General features: G+C 68.0%; 13 protein-coding genes. 3 read left to right on the forward strand and 10 right to left on the reverse strand.

The window, feature by feature from the left end; translation table 11 throughout:
• Window positions 1–16 precede the first annotated feature (16 nt).
• The 7 genes from EV141_RS09015 to EV141_RS09045 all read right to left on the reverse strand — a co-directional run bounded on the left by EV141_RS09015 (window position 17) and on the right by EV141_RS09045 (window position 6,852).
• The gene (locus EV141_RS09015; RefSeq protein WP_130485620.1) at window positions 17–301 is read right to left on the reverse strand and encodes a GNAT family N-acetyltransferase; all 285 of its coding nucleotides are present in this window, start codon (window positions 299–301) and stop codon (window positions 17–19) included.
• Window positions 302–363: 62 nt separating this feature from the next.
• Window positions 364–918, reverse strand: a complete 555-nt coding sequence (locus EV141_RS09020; RefSeq protein ID WP_130485621.1) for an HdeD family acid-resistance protein — start codon at window positions 916–918, stop codon at window positions 364–366.
• A 15-nt stretch (window positions 919–933) separates the two neighbouring features.
• Window positions 934–1,956: a LacI family DNA-binding transcriptional regulator gene (locus tag EV141_RS09025; RefSeq protein WP_130485622.1), complete on the reverse strand. Its 1,023-nt coding sequence runs from the start codon at window positions 1,954–1,956 to the stop codon at window positions 934–936.
• 64 nt (window positions 1,957–2,020) lie between these two features.
• Window positions 2,021–3,472: a GH1 family beta-glucosidase gene (locus tag EV141_RS09030; RefSeq protein WP_130485623.1), complete on the reverse strand. Its 1,452-nt coding sequence runs from the start codon at window positions 3,470–3,472 to the stop codon at window positions 2,021–2,023.
• The gene (locus EV141_RS09035; protein ID WP_130485624.1) at window positions 3,469–4,440 is read right to left on the reverse strand and encodes a carbohydrate ABC transporter permease; all 972 of its coding nucleotides are present in this window, start codon (window positions 4,438–4,440) and stop codon (window positions 3,469–3,471) included. Before EV141_RS09035 ends, EV141_RS09030 begins: the two co-directional genes overlap by 4 nt.
• Window positions 4,437–5,459, reverse strand: a complete 1,023-nt coding sequence (locus EV141_RS09040; RefSeq protein ID WP_130485625.1) for a carbohydrate ABC transporter permease — start codon at window positions 5,457–5,459, stop codon at window positions 4,437–4,439. The genes EV141_RS09035 and EV141_RS09040 overlap by 4 nt, the downstream gene beginning before the upstream one ends.
• Before the next feature lie 97 nt (window positions 5,460–5,556).
• Window positions 5,557–6,852 carry an ABC transporter substrate-binding protein gene (locus EV141_RS09045; RefSeq protein WP_130485626.1) on the reverse strand — a complete coding sequence of 432 codons (1,296 nt, stop codon included), beginning with the start codon at window positions 6,850–6,852 and terminating at the stop codon, window positions 5,557–5,559.
• 288 nt (window positions 6,853–7,140) lie between these two features.
• Between EV141_RS09045 and EV141_RS09050 the strand changes: the two genes are divergently transcribed.
• On the forward strand, window positions 7,141–8,091 hold the full coding sequence (locus EV141_RS09050; protein ID WP_157985536.1) for an amidase domain-containing protein: 951 nt from the start codon (window positions 7,141–7,143) through the stop codon (window positions 8,089–8,091).
• A 46-nt stretch (window positions 8,092–8,137) separates the two neighbouring features.
• Here the strand turns inward: EV141_RS09050 and EV141_RS09055 are convergent, their stop codons facing one another.
• From EV141_RS09055 to pgm, 3 genes are all read right to left on the reverse strand, one after another.
• Entirely contained in the window at window positions 8,138–9,115 is a 978-nt protein-coding gene (locus EV141_RS09055; RefSeq protein ID WP_130485813.1) for an IS481 family transposase, read from the reverse strand.
• 98 nt (window positions 9,116–9,213) lie between these two features.
• A complete protein-coding gene (locus EV141_RS09060) occupies window positions 9,214–10,440 on the reverse strand; it encodes a MalY/PatB family protein (RefSeq protein ID WP_198675529.1) in 1,227 nt (408 codons plus the stop codon).
• A 38-nt stretch (window positions 10,441–10,478) separates the two neighbouring features.
• Window positions 10,479–12,098 carry a phosphoglucomutase (alpha-D-glucose-1,6-bisphosphate-dependent) gene (gene pgm, locus EV141_RS09065; RefSeq protein WP_130485628.1) on the reverse strand — a complete coding sequence of 540 codons (1,620 nt, stop codon included), beginning with the start codon at window positions 12,096–12,098 and terminating at the stop codon, window positions 10,479–10,481.
• 332 nt (window positions 12,099–12,430) lie between these two features.
• Here pgm and pheA point away from each other — a divergent pair, with 332 nt between their 5' ends.
• Window positions 12,431–13,381 (forward strand): prephenate dehydratase, encoded by a 951-nt coding sequence (gene pheA / locus EV141_RS09070; protein ID WP_130485629.1) that lies wholly within the window; start codon window positions 12,431–12,433, stop codon window positions 13,379–13,381.
• 244 nt (window positions 13,382–13,625) lie between these two features.
• Window positions 13,626–17,819: an endo-1,4-beta-xylanase gene (locus EV141_RS09075; RefSeq protein WP_130485630.1), complete on the forward strand. Its 4,194-nt coding sequence runs from the start codon at window positions 13,626–13,628 to the stop codon at window positions 17,817–17,819.
• Window positions 17,820–17,841: the final 22 nt, after the last annotated feature.

Raw genomic sequence — 17,841 nt, forward strand, 5'->3', positions numbered from 1 at the left:
CGGGCCGCCGCGTCGGCTACCGCTGCGTCAGGTCGTCGTACTCGGGGTGGCGGCGCATCCACATGCGCACGAAGCCGCACACCGGCTGCACCGGCTCACTGCGCGAGCCGCGCACCTCGTCGAGGATGGCCTGCACGACGTCGCCGCCCACGCCCTTGTTGCGCATGAGCGGCGGCACCTCGGCGTGCAGCAGGCGCAGCGTACCGGCCGACACGTCGTAGTCGATCCAGCCCTGCAGTTCGTCGCCGCGGTGCACCGAGTAGCGGCTGGCGGTCTCGTCGTTCGTGACAGTGAGGCTCATGCCGCCACGCTACTCGCGCCGTGACAGCCGCCGCCGACCTGCCCAGCGACTGCGCAGCTCGTCTACCGAACTGTCTTCGCGGGCAGCGAGAACAGGGTGGTGACGCCGATGGCGATCAGAATCCAGCCGCCCGCGAGCACGAGGCTGCCGACCGCCCAGCCGGGCACGGCGAGCAGCACGATGCCGCCGATGATCGAGACCACGCCGCCGATGACGGTGAGCCAGCGGGGCAGCGCGCTGCGCCCACCGAGCGCTCCGGTGATCGCGGCGATGCCGTCGATGAGCCACCCGGCGCCGACGATGACGGCGAGCACAATGACGGTTTGGGTCGGGTTCGCCAGCGCAACGATGCCGGCAACGAGGATGAGCGCACCCAGCAGGCCGAGCAGCCAGCGGAATCGCGCCGTCAGGTTTCCGGCGGCAATCGCCACGACGAGGCGGAAGACCCCGGCGGCGACGAGGTGCGCGCCGAACAGCAGCGCCACGGTGACCAGGGTCGCGTTCGGCCACACGAGCGCGATGATGCCGAGCACGATCGACACGATCGCGACGGCGACGACGAAGCCGCGCTCTACGGCGATGGGTGACGGGGGAGTCGAGGTCGACAGGTCGCTCATGCGCCCATCATGCACCTACGCGCTCGCGCGCACCACGATGTCGGTCGGCATGATCGTGCGGCGCGTCGTCTCTTCACCGCGTAGCAGCTGCAGCAGGGTGCGGGCGAGCAGCCGACCCTGTTCTTCGGAGGGCTGACGAACCGTCGTCAGTTCGACCTCGCTCGTCAGCGCGGCGGGGCTGTCGTCGAAGCCCATGACCTTGACGTCGTCGGGCACGCGCAGGCCGCGCTCGCGCAGCGCCGTGACGGCACCGACGGCCATGAGGTCGCTCGCGACGAACAGCCCGTCGATGCTCGCGTCGCGGTCGAGCAGCGTCCGTGCCGCACGCGCCCCGCCGGTCATCGTGAAGTCGCCGTCGGCGACGAGCGAGTCGTCGAGGCCCGCCGCCCGCATGGCGCGCTGGAACCCGGCCAGGCGATCGATGCCGGCCGGCATGTCAGCCGGGCCGGTGATCGACGCGATGCGCGAGCATCCGGCATCAATCAGGTACTGCGTGCCATCGGCGGCCGCCGACACGTTGTCGATGTCGATGAAGACGGGGTCGCCCACCTCGGGGTCGATCGGCCGTCCGCCGTAGACGACCGGCAGGTGCCTGCCGAGTTCGGTGAGGAACGCGTCGCCCACGTGGTGTGACACGACGAGCGCCCCGTCGACGTTGCCGCCGGTGAGGTAGGCGATCGTCTTCTCTGCCGCCTCCGAGCGGGCGAGGTGCAGGTTCAGCACGTAGTCCGAGGCGTCGAGCTCGTCGGTGATGCCCTTCACGATCGCGGCGAAGTACGGGTCGCCGAACAGGCGCGAGGTGTCCTCCGGCACGACGAGCGCGATGACCATCGAGCGGCGGTTGGCGAGCGAGCGCGCCGCACGGTTCGGCGTGTAGCCGAGGCGTGAGATCGCGGCCTGCACGTTCTCGATCACCTCGGGGCTCACCTTCGGCGAGCCGTTGACGACGCGCGACACGGTCGCCCGTGACACGCCCGCCTCCGCGGCGACCATTTCGAGCGTCGGAGCGACGCGGGCGGTGGTCGTGGCGGAGGTCATAGGCGCAGTCTACGAGGGGGTAGCCAGGTAATCAGGCGGGCGAAACGCGAAACGGATGCGCGGCTCAGCCGGCCGCGATCGCGCGATCCGCGATGATCTGGCGGTACCGCATCCCGCTCGCCTTGATCGTGCGTTCCTGCGTCTCGTAGTCGACGCGAACGAGCCCGAAGCGCTTGTCGTAGCCCCACGCCCACTCGTAGTTGTCCATGAGCGACCAGTAGAAGTAGCCGTGCACGGGGGTGCCGGCGTCGATCGCGTCGAGCACGGCGGCGAGGTGCGCCTCAAGGAAGGCGGCGCGCTCGACGTCGTTCACGCTGCCGTCGGCCTCGACGACGTCGGTGTAGGCCGCGCCGTTCTCGGTGACGTAGAGCTCGATGCCCGCGTCCTTCGTGTAGTCGGTGTGCACGCGATTCAGCAGGCGGGTGAGGCCCTCGGGCTGCACCTCCCAGCCCATCGCGGTGGTCGGCAACTGGCGCGAGTGCCAGTGCACGCCCTCGGCGGCGGGGAACGGCGACAGCTTCGGCCGTTCGCTCGGCGCCGCGGTCGAGAGCCCCGCCGAGGGGTCGGGCTGGTCGCTGAGCGCGCCGCCGTGGTAGTAGTTGATGCCCAGCGCCTCGATCGGCGAACCGATGATCGCCAGGTCGCCCTCCTCGACCGGCAGCGACAGCTCGAGCGCGGTGAGGTCGTCGATGAGGTCGCTCGGGTACGCGCCCCGCACGATCGGGTCGATGAAGAGGCGGTTGTGCTGCGCGTCGATGCGGCGGGCCGCGTCAACGTCGCCCGGGTGGCTCGGGTCAACCGGGTCGGGCACCGTCATGTTGAGGGTGACGCCAAGCTTCAGCGCGGCATCGCGCTCGCGCAGCGCCTGAATCGTCAGGCCGTGGCCGAGCAGCAGGTGGTGGGCCGCGTCGAGCGAGGCCTGCGGCTCTTGACGCCCGGGGGCGTGCTCGCCCGAGAGGTAGCCCAGAAACGCCGAGCACCACGGCTCATTGAGCGTCGTCCAGTGCTCGATGCGGTCGCCGAGCACGTCGTGCACCGCGAGCGCGTAGTCACGGAAGCGGTACGCCGTGTCGCGCGCGGGCCAGCCGCCGGCCTCTTCGAGCGCCTGCGGCAGGTCCCAGTGGTAGAGGGTCAGCCACGGCGTGATGCCGGCGGCGAGCAGCTCGTCGACGAGGCGCGAGTAGAAGTCGAGGCCCTGCGCGTTCGCGGTGCGCCCGTCGGGCTGCACGCGTGCCCACGAGGTCGAGAAGCGGTAGGTGTCGACGCCGAGTTCGCGCATGAGCGCCACGTCGTCGCGGTAGCGGTCGTAGTGCTCGCAGGCGCGCGATCCGTCTTCGCCGCCGACGACGGCGCCCGGGATGCGCGCGAACGCATCCCAAATCGCGTCGCCTCGGCCGTCGCGATTGCTGGCGCCCTCGATTTGGTAGGCGGCGGTCGCCACCCCGAACCGGAAGCCGGTCGGGAAAGCGCGCGCGAGAGAAGACGCGCCCTGCGGCGCGGGGGTTACGAGGGTCATCCCTTAACAGCTCCCTGCATGATGCCGCTGACCAGGTGACGGCCGGCGACGGCGAACAGAATCAACAGTGGAATCGTCGACAGCAGCACGCCCGCCATGACGATCGAGTAGTCGACGAAGTAGTTGCTCTGCAAGAGCGACAGCGCGACGGGCAGTGTCGGATCTTGCCGGTCGAGCACGATGAACGGCCAGAAGAAGTTCGTCCACGTCGCAATGAAGATGAACAGGCCGAGCATGGCGGCGGCGGGGCGCGCGGCGGGCAGCGCCACCGACCAGAAGGTGCGGATCATGCTTGCCCCGTCGACGCGGGCGGCCTCGATGAGCTCGTACGGCAGCGCCTGCGAGAGGTACTGCGTCATCCAGAACACACCGAACGCGCTAACAATCGCGGGCAGAATCACGGCGCCGAGCGTGCCGGCGAGCTGCAGCTGGCTCATCGCGATGAACAGCGGCACGACGCCGAGTTGGGTGGGCACGGCCATCGTCGCGATGACGAAGACGAGCAGCCCGTTTTTGCCGCGGAACCGCAGCTTCGCGAACGCGAACCCGGCCAGCGTCGAGAACCATACGACGCTCGCGGCGACCACGGTCGAGACGATGATTGAGTTGCCGATCGCCTTCCAGAAGTTCACCGTCGGGTCGTTCAGCACGCTCGCGGCGTTCGCGAAGAAGTTGCCGCCCGGAATCGGCGAGATGCTGCGCTGCGTGATGGTCGACGCGTCGCCCGAGCCGATCAGGAACGACCAGTACAGCGGGAAGATCGACGCGAGCAGCACACCAATCAGGAAGGTGTAGCTGAACCAGCCGGGGCGCTGCACGGCGACGCTCGCGCGGCGGCGACGGGCCTGGCTGGCCCGGAAACGTTCGCCGAGTGAGTGCGGCGGGCGAGCATCCGATCGGTGATTGTCGGCGGGCCGGTCGTTCGCCGCCTCGGGGGCGGGGGCGACGGGCAAGACGGGGGCGCTCATGCGGACACCTTCTCCTTCTCGGTCGACGCGGATGCGCGCTCGGCACGGCGCACCGCTCGCTTTTGCGAGGCGGTCACGCCCGACGAGCTCGCGATCAGGCGGGTGAGCGCCATGTTGATGAGGCCGACCAGCACGATGATGAGGAACAGCAGCCAGGCGACGGCGGCCGCGCGGCCGAAGTTCAGTTGCCCCCAGCCGAGGTTGTAGAGGTACAGGGTGATGGTCATCCACTGGCTGTTCGCGCCGCCCTGACCGAACTGGTCGTACAGGCGCGGCTCGTCGAAGATCTGCAGCCCACCGATCGTCGAGGTGATGATGACGAAGATGAGGGTCGGGCGCAGTTGCGGGATGGTGATCGAGAAGAAGCGGCGAATCGGGCCGGCCCCGTCGATGGCGGCGGCCTCGTAATAGTCGCGCGGGATCGCCTGCATGGCGGCAAGCAGAATCAGCGCCGTGTACCCGGTCCAGCGAAAGTTGACCATGGTGGCGATCGCGAAGTGACTCGCGAGGGCGTCGGAGTGCCAGCCAATCGGGCTGATGCCGACATTGCCGAGCAGCGTGTTCACGAGCCCGTACTGGTCACCGAACATGTTGCTGAAGATCAGGGTGACGGCGACGGGGGCGACGACGAAAGGCAGCAGCACGCCCATGCGCCAGAAGGTCTTGGCGCGCAGGTTCTGGTCGAGCACCGCGGCGACGACGAGCGCGAAGGCCACCTGCGGCACGGCCGAAATCAGGAAGATCGAGAAAGTGTTGCGCAGCGCGACCCAGAACGGGGTCTGCTGCAGCACGAAGGCGAAGTTGTCGAGGCCGACGAAGTCACCCTGGCCGCCGATGAGGTTCCACTCGTGCACGCTCACCCACGCCGTGTAGACGAGGGGGAAGAGGCCGGTGATCGCGAAGAGGATGAAGAATGGCGAGATGTAGAGGTACGGTGAGAATTTCACGTCCCAGCGCGACAGCTTCTGCGAGAACGCGAGGCGGCGCACCGGGCGCTCGTCGACGGCGACGGCGGTCATGGCGGCTCCTTCAGTAAGTGCGGGGTGGGATGGGGGTGCCGCTGTCGCGTTCGCGACGCGGCACCCCCGATGGTGAGCGGATGCTCGGTGCGGCTCGCTAGAGCGAGTTCACCTCGTCGACCCACTGCTGCCACGACTCTTCGATCGTGTGCGTGGCGTCGACATCAACGCGGGTCAGCGCTCGCTGCATTGCGTCGTTGATGGGGAAGTACTTCACGCTCTTGAAAGGCGCGACGTCGATCGCCTGCGAGCGGTCGATGAGGATCTCGCCCACGGGGGCGTCGTTGAAGTACGGGTTGGTGGCGCCGGTCAGCGTCTCGCTCTCGTACGCGTCAACCTGGCTCGGGAAGGTGCCGGCCGCGGCGAACGCGGTGAGCTGCTGCTCGGGGGCGGTCAGCCACGCGGCGAGCTTCGTCGCCTCGTCGATGTTCTGACCCTGGGCGGGAACGGTCAGGTACGAGCCGCCCCAGTTGCCGCCGCCACCGGGGAAGACGTTGGCGATGTCCCAGCCCTCAACCTCGGGGGCGTTGCCCTCGATGACACCGAGCATCCAGCCCGGGCAGAGCATGGTGGCGAAGGCTCCGTTGGCGAGGCCGGCGAACCAGTCGTCGCTCCACTGGCCGAGCTTGGCCGACAGGGTCGCGCTGTTCTCGAGCACCTCGGTGTAGATGGCCTCGACCTCGGCGTTCTCGGTGGCGATGACGGTGCCGTCGGCCTCTTCGTAGGCGAACTCAACCTGGTTGATCATGCCCTGGTAGGTGGCGCCGGCCGAGTCGAACCAGGCCTGGCCAGTCGCGGCGACGTACTCCTCGCCGACACCGAAGTAGGTGTCCCAGTCGCCCTCGAGCAGCTCGGCCACCTCGGTGCGGTCGGTCGGCAGCCCGGCGGCCTCGAACAGGTCGGCGCGGTAGCAGACGGCCTCGGGGCCGATGTCGGTGCCGTATGCGACCAAGCGGCCGTCGGCGTCCGTGGCGGCCGCGGTCTTCCAGTCGACCCAGCGGTCGGCGACGGCGTCATCGCTGAGGTCGGCGAGACGGTCGCTGTACTGCATCATCTCGGCGAACCAGTCGACCTCGACGGCCTCAATGTCGGCGAGGCCGCTGCCAGCGCCGAGCTTGGTGAAGAAGTTGTCGCGGGCCTCGTTCGAGGTCGCGGCGCGGTTGTGCACGATCGTCACGCCGGGGTTCTCGGCCTCGTACTGGGCGAAGAGCTCGTCGGTGTAGCCGAAGTCGTTGAACGTAGCGACGGTCAGGGTGATGGGGTTGTCGGCCGAGGCCGGCTCTCCGCCGGAGCCGGCGGTGTCTGCCGTGCCGGCGCAGCCGGTGGCGAGAAGGGCGAATGCGGCGGCGCCAGCGATGGCGGCCGTCGCAGAGGTGCGGCGCGAAAGCGTCACGGTCACTCCTTTGTGCGTGGATGGGTGCTCGACATCGAGCGGGGGTGTGAGCGAGGCTCGGCGTGAAAGCGCTCTCACAGTCGGGCCGTGAGAGCGCTCTCACGTTGGCGGTCACGCTAGACCCGTTTACTGCAACGTGTCAAGAAACATTCCACAGAAAAGATGAAACAGCTGGTCAGGTGCCACAAATTGTTGAATCGCGAGCGGCGGATGCGCGCGGTTGCGCACCGCGCATCCGCTCCCGTGGGCAACCCGGCTCGAAAAATGACGAGCAGTTACGATAGAGACGTGACTGATTCGCTCTCCCGCCCCCGTTCACGCCGTCGCCGCTGGGTCATACCCGCCATGATCAGCACCGCGGCGCTCGTTCTGACGGTGGGTGTGGTGGGTGTGGTGCTCGCGCTGCAGCCGAGCGAACCTGTTGACGCGGCGACAAGCACACCGCCGCCCGCGGTAGAGCCGACGCCGGCCGAGACTGCTGAGCCCGAGCCAGCATTTGAGCTCATCGTTCCCGATGCGTTGGGCGGCAGCCTCGTGGGCGGTGAGACCGTGGCGCTGAGCGGTACCGCGCTCGACGAGGTCGTGACGGTGACGGTGGGCGGCCAGGCCGTCGACGCGACGATCACCGAGGGCAGCATTGAGTTCGCAGCGCCGCGTTCCGAGCGCTACACGGCCGGCCCCGTCGACGTCACATTCGCTGACGCGAGCGGGCAGACCCTGGCGACCGCGAGCTACGACTACCGCGTCACGACGCCGGTCGACCAGCAGATGGAATACGCCTTTAAACACTGGCAGGACTACAACCTCGCCGACTGGAACACCTTCAACCCGAGCGGTGGCGACTGCATGAACTTCGTGTCGCAAACGCTGTTCGCCCGCGGGTGGCAGATGACCGACAACTGGTTCAGCTACAACGGCGGAACCGACTTCTCGAGCGCATGGGTCTACGTGCCCACCTTCGACAGCTGGCTGCGCAGCGAGGCGCCCAACGGTGTCGAATACATCCCATACGAGCAGCGTGACCGCCTGACGGTCGGCGACATCGTCGTGTTCGACTTCAACTACAACGGCACGCCCGACCACATTCAGATCGTCTCGGCTGTCGAAATCGTGGACGGCCAGACCACGATCAAGATGGTCGGCCACAACCGCGACAGTGACTACCGCGATCTCGACGAGACGCTGACCGTTGACCACCCGGGCGGGCTCGCCTGGTTCTACAGCGTGCCCTCGGTCTAGAGACACGCTCGCGCCGCACTGGCGCTCAGCCGCTAGGTGTACCCGGTCATGATGTTGGTGACACTCGGCTGATCGGGGGTTGGCCTCCGCAGGCGGTGTGTGCTCGAGCGTAGTTGTAGTGCTCAAGCCATGGAGCGAGAGCGTCATGACGGGCCTGGTTCGTCAGAAACGGGTGCCGGTATGCCCAGTTCTCTTGCAGGGTTCGGTTGAACCGTTCGGCCTTGCCGTTCTGCCACGGGCAGTGCGGCCGGGTTCTCACGTGCCGCGCGCCAAGCAGTTTGAGCGTGTCTTGGAAAGCGTGGGAGATGACGTAGTTCTTCGCGTTGTCCGTCATCACGCCTCGAATCGCGACGCCATGCTGGGCGAAGAACGCTGCTGCTGCAGTGAGGAACGCAGCGCAGGTGGTGCCTTTTTCGTCCGGCAGGATTTGAGCGAACGCGAGCCGAGAGTGGTCATCGACCGCGACGTGAACGAAGTCAAAGCCGAGCTTGCGGGATCGGTCCCGGCGACGGTCGTGATCGATCACGGTCGGGCCGTCGATTCGCCACCCGCCGCCGTCCGGGATGCGGCCGAGTTTCTTCACGTCGACGTGGATCAGATCGCCCGGGTTGTCGTGCTCGTAACGCAGCTGCGTGGTTCGGGAGGCGCGAATGCGGATCCCGGTGACCGGGTCCAGCTCATGCAGTCGCGGCAGTCCTGCCCGGGCGATGATCCGCGATGCCGTGGAGGCGCTGACCTCGAACCGCAACGCGAGCTCGTCACGCCCGATCCGTTCAGCCTGACGCGCCGCGAGCAGCTGGCTCACGACCGTGGTGGGCGTCGCGGTTGGTGATCGCCGCGGCCGTGATGAGCGATCGACCAACCCGGTGACACCCTGACTTCGGAAGCGCCCCATCCAACGGTGAGCGCACTGTCGTGAAATACCGAGCTCTTTCGCAACGTGAGAGATCGGGCGACCCTGCAACACCCGCTCGACCAGAATCATTCGGCCGGCAGGCGCCAGCCTCGCATTACGGTGGACCAAGAGAAGGCCTTCCTCTTCGATGGCGTTAGACACCACTCAGAATGAAGGCCTTCTCCTCAACTACGTGTCACCAAGCTGCTGACCGGGTACAGCTAGGGCTACGCCCCGGTGAGTGCATCAGCCATGCGGTCGATCGCCTCGAGCGCAATGGGGGCGGGCGTGGCGAGGATCATGCGCACCCCGCCCGCTCCGGCCGCGCCGCACGCGCGGCCATCGGTGAGGGCGACGCGGGCGTGCTCGCGAAACCACTGCCCGAGGTCTGTCTCGCGCGGGTCGGCGCCGCCCGGCACGGGCGTCTCGCGCAGGTCGATCCAGCCGATGTAGCTTCCCGCCGGGCGCACGAACCGTGCGCTTGGGATGCGCGCTTCGAGTCGTTCGGCGACGCTCGCGATCGTGCCGCGCAGGTAGGAGTTGAAGGCGTCCAGCCACGGGCCGCCGTCGCGGTACGCCGCGATGTTGGCGACGACGCCCAGCGTGCTCGTACCGTGGCCGAACAGCGGACCCTGCTCGGCGACGACGCGCTGGTCGTCGTCGTTGGTGATGATCAGCTGCGCGCACTTTACCCCCGGCAGAGTGAAGGCTTTCGACGCTGAGGTCGCGGTCAGCGCTTGGCGCGCGGCGGCATCGCTGACCGATGCGTACGGCACGTGGGGCTGCTCGCCCACCAGGATCGGTGCGTGCACCTCGTCGGCGAAGACGCGCGCACCGTCGTGGCGAGCGACCACCTCGGCGAGGGCGGCGAGCTCGTCGCGCGAGAAGACCTTCCCGCCGGGGTTGTGCGGGTTGCAGAGAACCACGAGTCGGGCGCCGGCGCCGAGCGCGGCATCGATTGCCGCGAGGTCGAACGACCACTCGCCGCGCGCATCCGTCACGTGGGGCACCTCGATCACGGCCCGACCGTGGCGGGGTGGCACCGTCAAGAACGGCATATATGCCGGTGTCGGCACGATGACCGGCGATCCTGCGGGCGTAAACAGATCAATCGCGACCGAGAGTCCGTGAATCACGTCGGGCATGTGCTGGATGCGCGCGGGCGCGACGTCCCAATCGAACCGTTCGCGCATCCATGCCGCCGTTGCCTCCCGCAGCTCGGCCGCGAGCGGGGGCGGCAAATAGCCAAATTCACCCTTATCGACGGCCGCGTGCAGAGCCGCCGTCACGGCCGAATCTGTACCCAGATCGCTCTCGGCGACCCACGCCCCGATCATGCCGGGATTCGCCGCCCACTTCATGCCGCCGCGTGCATGAAGGTCGGTGGCGGTGATGGCATCCCACTGGGCGTGCAGCGCGGCCGCATCGAGCGCGCCGCTAGCGACGTCGCTCACCCTCGTGCCCGGCGTCGACTCATGCGGGGTCGACACGATCAGCTGCCGAGGGCTGCGTCGACGATCTGCTTCGCCTCGGCCTGCACCTCGCGCAGGTGCGACTCGCCGCGGAACGACTCGGCGTAGATCTTATAGACGTTCTCGGTGCCGCTCGGGCGCGCGGCGAACCACGCGTTCTCGGTCGTGACCTTGACGCCGCCGATCGCCGCGCCGTTGCCAGGGGCGTGACTGAGGCGCGCCGTGATCGGCTCGCCCGCCAAGGTGTCGGCGGTAATCGCGTCGCCCGACAGCTTCGACAGCGCGGCCTTCTGCTCGGGTGTCGCGGCGGCGTCGATGCGCTCGTAGGCCGGGTCGCCGAAGCGCTCGGTCTGCTTGCGGTACAGCTCAGACGGGGTCGAGCCGGTGGCCGCCGTGATCTCGCTGGCGAGAAGGGCGAGCAAAATGCCGTCCTTGTCGGTTGTCCAGACGGTGCCGTCGTGGCGCACGAAGCTCGCGCCCGCGCTCTCTTCGCCGCCGAACGCGACCGAGCCGTCGATAAGGCCGGGCACGAACCACTTGAAGCCGACCGGCACCTCCCACAGCGTCCGGCCGAGGCTCTCGACGACGCGGTCGATCATCGTCGACGAGACGAGGGTCTTGCCGATCGCGGCGCCCGGGCCCCACTGGGGGCGGTGCGTGGCGAGGTATTCGATCGCGACGGCGAGGTAGTGGTTGGGATTCATCAGCCCGCCAACCGGGGTGACGATGCCGTGCCGGTCGGCGTCGGCGTCGTTGCCGGTGAGCAGCGCGAAGTCATCGCGGTGCGCGAGCACGCTCGCCATCGCGCTCGGGCTCGACGGGTCCATGCGAATCTTCTCGTCCCAGTCGAGCGTCATGAACGCCCAGGTCGGGTCGACGGCCGGGTTCACGACCGTGAGGTCGATGCCGTAGGTGTCGGCGATGGCGGCCCAGTAGTCGACGGATGCGCCGCCGAGCGGGTCGGCGCCGATGCGCAGGCCGGCGTCACGCACGGCGCCGAGGTTCACGATGTGACGCAGATCGTCGACGTAGTGCCGGCGATAGTCGTAGGGCTGCGTGTCGACCACGACCGAGCGCTTCACCTCGGCGTTGCCGCCGCGGATGATGGCGTTTGCCCGGTCGGCGATCCAGCCCGTGGCGTCGGAGTCGGCGGGGCCGCCGTGCGGCGGGTTGTACTTGAAGCCGCCATCGCGGGGCGGGTTGTGGCTTGGCGTGATGACGATGCCGTCGGCCTGACCGCCGGACGCCTCGCCGTTGTGGCGGATAATCGCGTGGCTGAGCGCCGGGGTCGGCACGAACCCGGCCCGCGAGTCGACGAGCGCCGTCACGCCGTTGCCCGCCAGCACTTCGAGGGCGGTGCGCTGAGCCGGCGCCGAGAGTGCGTGCGTGTCAGCGCCGACGAAGACGGGGCCAGTGATGCCGTGCTGGGCCCGGTACTCGACGATCGCCTGGGTGATGGCGGCGATGTGGGTGTCGGTGAAGGCCCCGTCGAGGCTCGAGCCGCGGTGGCCACTCGTGCCGAACGCGACCCGCTGGGCGGGGTCGTCCATGTTGGGCTGGCGGTCGACGTACGCGGCAACGAGCGCCTCGACGTCGATCAGGTCGTGCGGCTGGGCGGGGGTTCCGGCGCGAGACGTCATGGGGCCATCCAACCACCGCGGCCTTGCCACAGTCGTGACGTTTCTCAGGAACTTAGCCGGGCGCATCCCGCGGTTCCGCGGGTACGCCCCCCGCCAGCGCGACACTGGCCGTTTGGTGCGAGACCCGACGTACGTTTACCCGGTACTGCAACGAACGTGCGGTGTTGCCAGCATCGAGCCTGGTGCGCAGCAGTTCGCCGCACCGTGCCCGCTGTGCAGCCCCGCACTGCGCTGCGCCCCGCACTGCGCCCCGCACTGCGCTGCGCCCCGCACTGCGCCCCGCGCTGCTCCGCGCCGCGCCCGGCCCACACGCCCCGCAATAGACTCGGCCCATGAGTGAGACCGCCGCGCCCCCGACGTACTCGTACCTCGGGCCGGCCGGCACCTTCACCTGGGAGGCCCTGCGCCAGGTGCCCGACGCCGAGGGCGCCACGTGGCGCAGCGTCTCGAACGCGGGTGAAGCCTTCGCCGATGTCGTGACGGGCCGCAGCGTCGGCGCGATGATCGCAATCGAGAATTCGGTCGAGGGCGGTGTGAGTGCCACGCAGGATGCGCTCGCCACCGTTCCGGGGCTGCGCATCGTGGGCGAGTACCTCGTCCCCGTGAACTTCGTGCTCGTCGCCCGCCACGGAACGACGATTGAGGATGTTCGCACCGTCTCCGCGCATCCGGTCGCCTATGCGCAGTGCCGCCGTTTCTTGGAGAGCGCGCTGCCCAGCCACGGCCACATTCCGGCCGCGTCAAACGTTGCCGCCGCCGCGGGCCTGCTCACGAGCGAGCTCGCGGAGGCCGCCGTCGCGCCGCCCAGCATCACCGAGCACCACGACCTCGCGGTGCTCGCCGAGAGCATCGGCGACAACCCGAACGCGGTCACGCGCTTCGTGCTGGTCAGTCGCACGCTCGGCCTGCCGCCGAAAACCGGAGCTGACAAGACGAGCATCATCGTTGAGCTGCCCGACGATGCCCCCGGCCGCCTGCTCGAGATGCTCGAACAGTTCGCGACCCGGGGCGTCAACATGAGCCTCATCGAGTCGCGGCCCATCGGCGATGAACTCGGCCGCTACCGCTTCGTCATCGATCTCGACGGTCACGTGCACGACGAGCGTGTCGCCGACGCACTGCTCGGCCTGCGCCGCTTCAGCCCGAACGTGATGTTTTTAGGCTCGTACCCGCGCGCCGATAAGCGGCCCGTCGAGTTCGTGCCGCAGTACTCCGACGACGTCTTTACGGATGCGCGTGATTGGCTCCGCGGAATTCTTGCGGGCGAACCTCCCGTCGCCTAGTTGACCCTGCGCCGCACATCGCCGTGCGGCATCTTTCGGGGCGCTCACGAACTCGTGACGCATCCCCAGCTCTGCCCCCCGAACGGGGGTGAGAGCGCGACCACGACCAATGTCGAAATCTTTCGATTGCATTTCGGTAACGGCTCGGTAACAGTAAGTTGGCAAACCCAACAAACCCGTTGTTTGCCGTCGCGCAATCTGCCTATCCTCCGCGGGTACGTCCCATCTCGCGCAAAGGAGCGCCATGCCTCGGCATCGCCACACCGAAAGTTTCGCGCACGATCCCGGCCCAGTGCGACATGGCCGCCGTGCTTTCCGACCTCGACGGGCACGATCAGGCCTCGCTGCGTTTGCGGCGGCAGCCCTGATCGTCGCCCCCCTCACCGCTCTGACTCCCGCTGCTGCCGCAGACACGGTCATCGGTGACGACGACTTCTCGTCGCCGATCAGCTCGACCTGGCAGACCCGCGGGGGTTCCACGTTCGCCTACGTGGACGTCGAGGGTGATCAAGCCCTCGAGATCAGCAACCGCGCTGACTCGTGGCGCGGCATTGAGACGGCCCCGGGCGTGCTTGAGCCGGGCGCGAGCTACACGATCAGCGCGGAGGTTCGCCTCCCCGCGTCGGCAACCGCCGCATCCGTCGCCCGCTTTGTTCAGAACCCTGGCCCGACGCAGCAGTTCCAGCGCATCGCCGAAACCGAGACCCCCGTCGACAACGTCGGGTGGGCCGCGATCGCAGGAACGTTCACTACCCCTGCGACCGGCGCTTCTCTTCTGTACCTCGAGGTCGACGCGACCGGCACGATCCTGGTCGACAACCTCGTGCTCACGCGTCTCGCCGACGAGCCCACTGAGCCGGTCATCACACCGATCTCGAGCTACGACTTCTCTGCCGGGCTTCCGGCCGAGTGGGACTGGCGTCAAAGCGGTGGCCCCGTCAACGGCTCAACCGCGCAATTCTTGACCGTCGAGAACGTGGGTGACAACCCCGCGCTGCGTGTCACCGACCGCGACCAAGACTTCGATGGAATCGAAACGGTTCCCGGCCTCCTGGAGGAGGGCGTCGAGTACACGGTCTCAATGGATGTGCGTCTCGCTCCGGAAACGTCGGGTGGCGAACGCGCCGCGAAGCTGGTCATCGTGCCCGGCTTCACGACGGTGCCCGGTACCGACGCGACCGTAACGACAGACGAATGGACGACCATCACGGGTACGTTCACGGCGCCAGCACCGGTAAACGGCGAGCTGAAGATCTACGTCGGTCTCGGCAACGCACCCGGAACGGGTGGGCCCGAGCAGCCGGCCGACGTCTACTCGTACTTCATCGACAACATCGAGCTCAGCTCGGTTGATGACGGCGGCGACCCGGTCGACCCGGGGCCCACCGACCCGGGAACACCGGGTGAGCGCATCGACGCGATGTCGACGAGCTTCGAAGACGGCCTCGATGGCTGGGTTCTGCGTCAGTCAAGCAATCTCGACATCGACCCGACCGTCGACGTCACCACCGAGTTTGCGTACGACGGGGTGCAGTCGGCTGTTGTCGCCAACCGCGGTAACCAGGGCGACGGGATCGGTTTCAACGTCATTGACACGCTGCTGCCCGGCATCAGCTACGAGCTGAGCGCGTGGGTGCGTTTTGCCCCCGGCCAGCCGGCCGGTGACATCTGGATGACCCTCCAGGCAGACAGTGCCTTCCAGACGATCGCGCAGTTCACGGGGCTCTCTAACGGCGAGTTCCGGCAGGTCGAGGCGACCATCACGATGCCGCCGAATGCGCTGGGTACCGGACTGCTGTACTTCGAGACGGCCTTCGCCCAGGGTGCGACGGGCAACACCTCGACGTTCTACATCGACGCGATCGAGGTCGTCCAGGCCGAGCAGCTCGACGTCGCTGACCTGCTGCCGATCAAGGACACGCTCGACTTCCCCGTCGGTGTCGCCATCGACTCCCGCGAGACGGGTGGAGCGCAGGCCGGCACGGTCACGCGTCACTTCGAGCAGCTGACGGCTGAGAACTCGATGAAGCCCGAGGCCTTCTACAACGGTCAGCAGGAGTTCATTTCGCCGACCGACGCCATCCAGGTGATGAACTTCGCGCGCGACAACGACCTACGCGTCTGGGGTCACACCCTGGTGTGGCACGCACAGACCCCGGCGTTCTTCTTCCAGACCACTGAGGGTGCCCCGCTCACGACGTCGGACACGGACAAGCAGATTCTCCGTGACCGCATGCGCGAGCACATCTTCAACGTGGCAGAGCTCTACGCCGACGAGTACGGCCTCTACGGCGACACGAACCCCATCGTGGCGTTCGACGTCGTCAACGAGGTCATCACCGACTCGAACACCACCGACGACGGCCTCCGTCGCAGCGAATGGTACCGCGTCCTCGGCGAAGAGTTCATCGATCTGGCGTTCCAGTACGCGGACGAGGCGTTCAACGACGTCTACGCGGCCGAGTCGGCCGATCGCCCGGTGGCGTTGTTCATCAACGACTACAACACCGAGCTGTTCCCGAAGGGCACGCGCATGCTTGACCTTCTCGAGCGTCTCATCGACCGGGGCGTCCCGGTGGATGGCGTAGGCCACCAGATGCACGTCAGCCTGTCGTTCCCGGTCGATGACCTGGGGGCAACGCTCGAGCGCTTCGCACCGCTCGGCCTGCAGCAGGCGGTCACCGAGCTCGACGTGACGACCGGTACGCCCGAGTCGGAGGCACTGTTCATCGACCAGGGCTACTTCTACCAGACGGCGTTCGAGGACTTCCGCGCCTTCCACGCCGAGACCGGTCAGCTGTTCTCGGCGACGGTGTGGGGCCTCAGCGACAACCGCAGCTGGCGTTCCGACCGCGGTGGCCCGCTGCTGTTCGACGAGCGTCTGCAGGGCAAGCCCGCCTACTTTGGCGTGGTGAACGGCGAACTGCCGGCTCCGCAGCGTTCGGCGAACACGTTCGGCGCGACGGTGACGTCGGCGACCGACCGTCAGTGGCAGCGGATGCCCGACATCCGTATCGATGCGGATGCGACGTTCCAGACGCGCTGGGCTAACGACACGCTGTACGTGCTCGTCGAGGTCGCGGATGCGACCGTCGACGCGGGCGACGCCGTCGAGGCACAGGTCGGCGATGTCGAGGTCACGGTCACCCGCGCCGACGCACAGGTGACGTCGGCTGAAGGCTGGTCGACGGTCATCGAGCTGCCGCTCACCGACCCGGCCGAGGGCGACCTGGTCGCGTTCGACGTGCGCGTCATCGACGACGGTGAGGTGCGTGCCGGGTGGAACTCGCCCGGCGTGCTCGGTTCGCTGACGTTGCTCGAGCCGCTCAGCTTCGTTGAGGTGGTCGAGGCGGATGTTGCCCCGACGATCGATGGAGTCATCGAGGCGGCGTGGGATGACGCGACCGTCGTCGAGACGGGCAAGCAGGTTGAGGGTGCGGGCGCGACCGCGTCGGCCACTGTCAAGACGCTCTGGCGCGACACGCAGCTGTACGTGCTCATGGAGGTCGCCGACCCCGACGTCAACCTCGACGGTTCCGACCCCTGGCAGCAGGACTCGGTCGAGATCTACGTCGACGGTGGCAACTTTAGGAACGGCTCGTACCGCTACGACGACACGCAGATTCGCATCAGTGCGGAGAACGTGGTGTCGTTCGGTGGCGGCGGCGACCTGCCGTTCCAGGAGGCGCGCGTTGTGTCGCAGACGGCGATCGTCGATGGCGGTTACGTCGTCGAGGTCGCGATCGACATGCTCTCGTACTCGGGGGTCGACACCGTTCACGGTCTCGACTTCCAGGTCAACGACGCGGCGAACGGGGCTCGCCAGGGCATCCGCAACTGGGCAGACCCCTCGGGCGCCGGATTCCAGTCGACAGCCCGCTGGGGTGTCGGCCAGTTCGTTGCCGAGGCCTCGACTGCGCCGACCGGCCCCGTGATTGACCTCGGCTCGCCGAGCGTTGTGCAGGGCGGCACGATTCCGATCGAGCTGTCGGGCCTCACGCCCGGCTCCGAGGTCGACATCGTGCTCGTGCCGGCGACGTTCGACACGCTCGGTCTCGAGCTCGCGGCTGCGCAGTTCGGTGCGGCGGCGGCATTCGTGCCCGCGGCCGTCGAGTTCCCGCTTCTGCTCGGCTCGTTCACGGCCGATGAGAACGGGGAGGTGTCGGGGTCGGTGACGATTCCGGCGGATGTCCCGGTGGGCGACTACCGTCTGCTCGCGATCGTCGACGGCGTCGAGGTGGCCTCGGCCGACCTTGCCGTCGCGGCGGCCGCGACGGGTGGTGGCACCGGTGGCACAGGTGGTGCAGGCGGGTCCGGCGGTGCCGGCGCGCTGCCCACGACGGGAGCAGGGAACCTGTCGTGGATGCTCCTGCTCGCGCTCGGTCTGATGGCGGCGGGTGCGGCGACCCGAGCCGTCCGCTCGCGTCAGGCGGCGTAGCCGGAGCGCAATAAAGGAAACG

The sequence above is a fragment of the Microcella putealis genome (assembly GCF_004216575.1).
In the GTDB taxonomy this organism is placed as follows: Bacteria; Actinomycetota; Actinomycetes; order Actinomycetales; family Microbacteriaceae; genus Microcella; species Microcella putealis.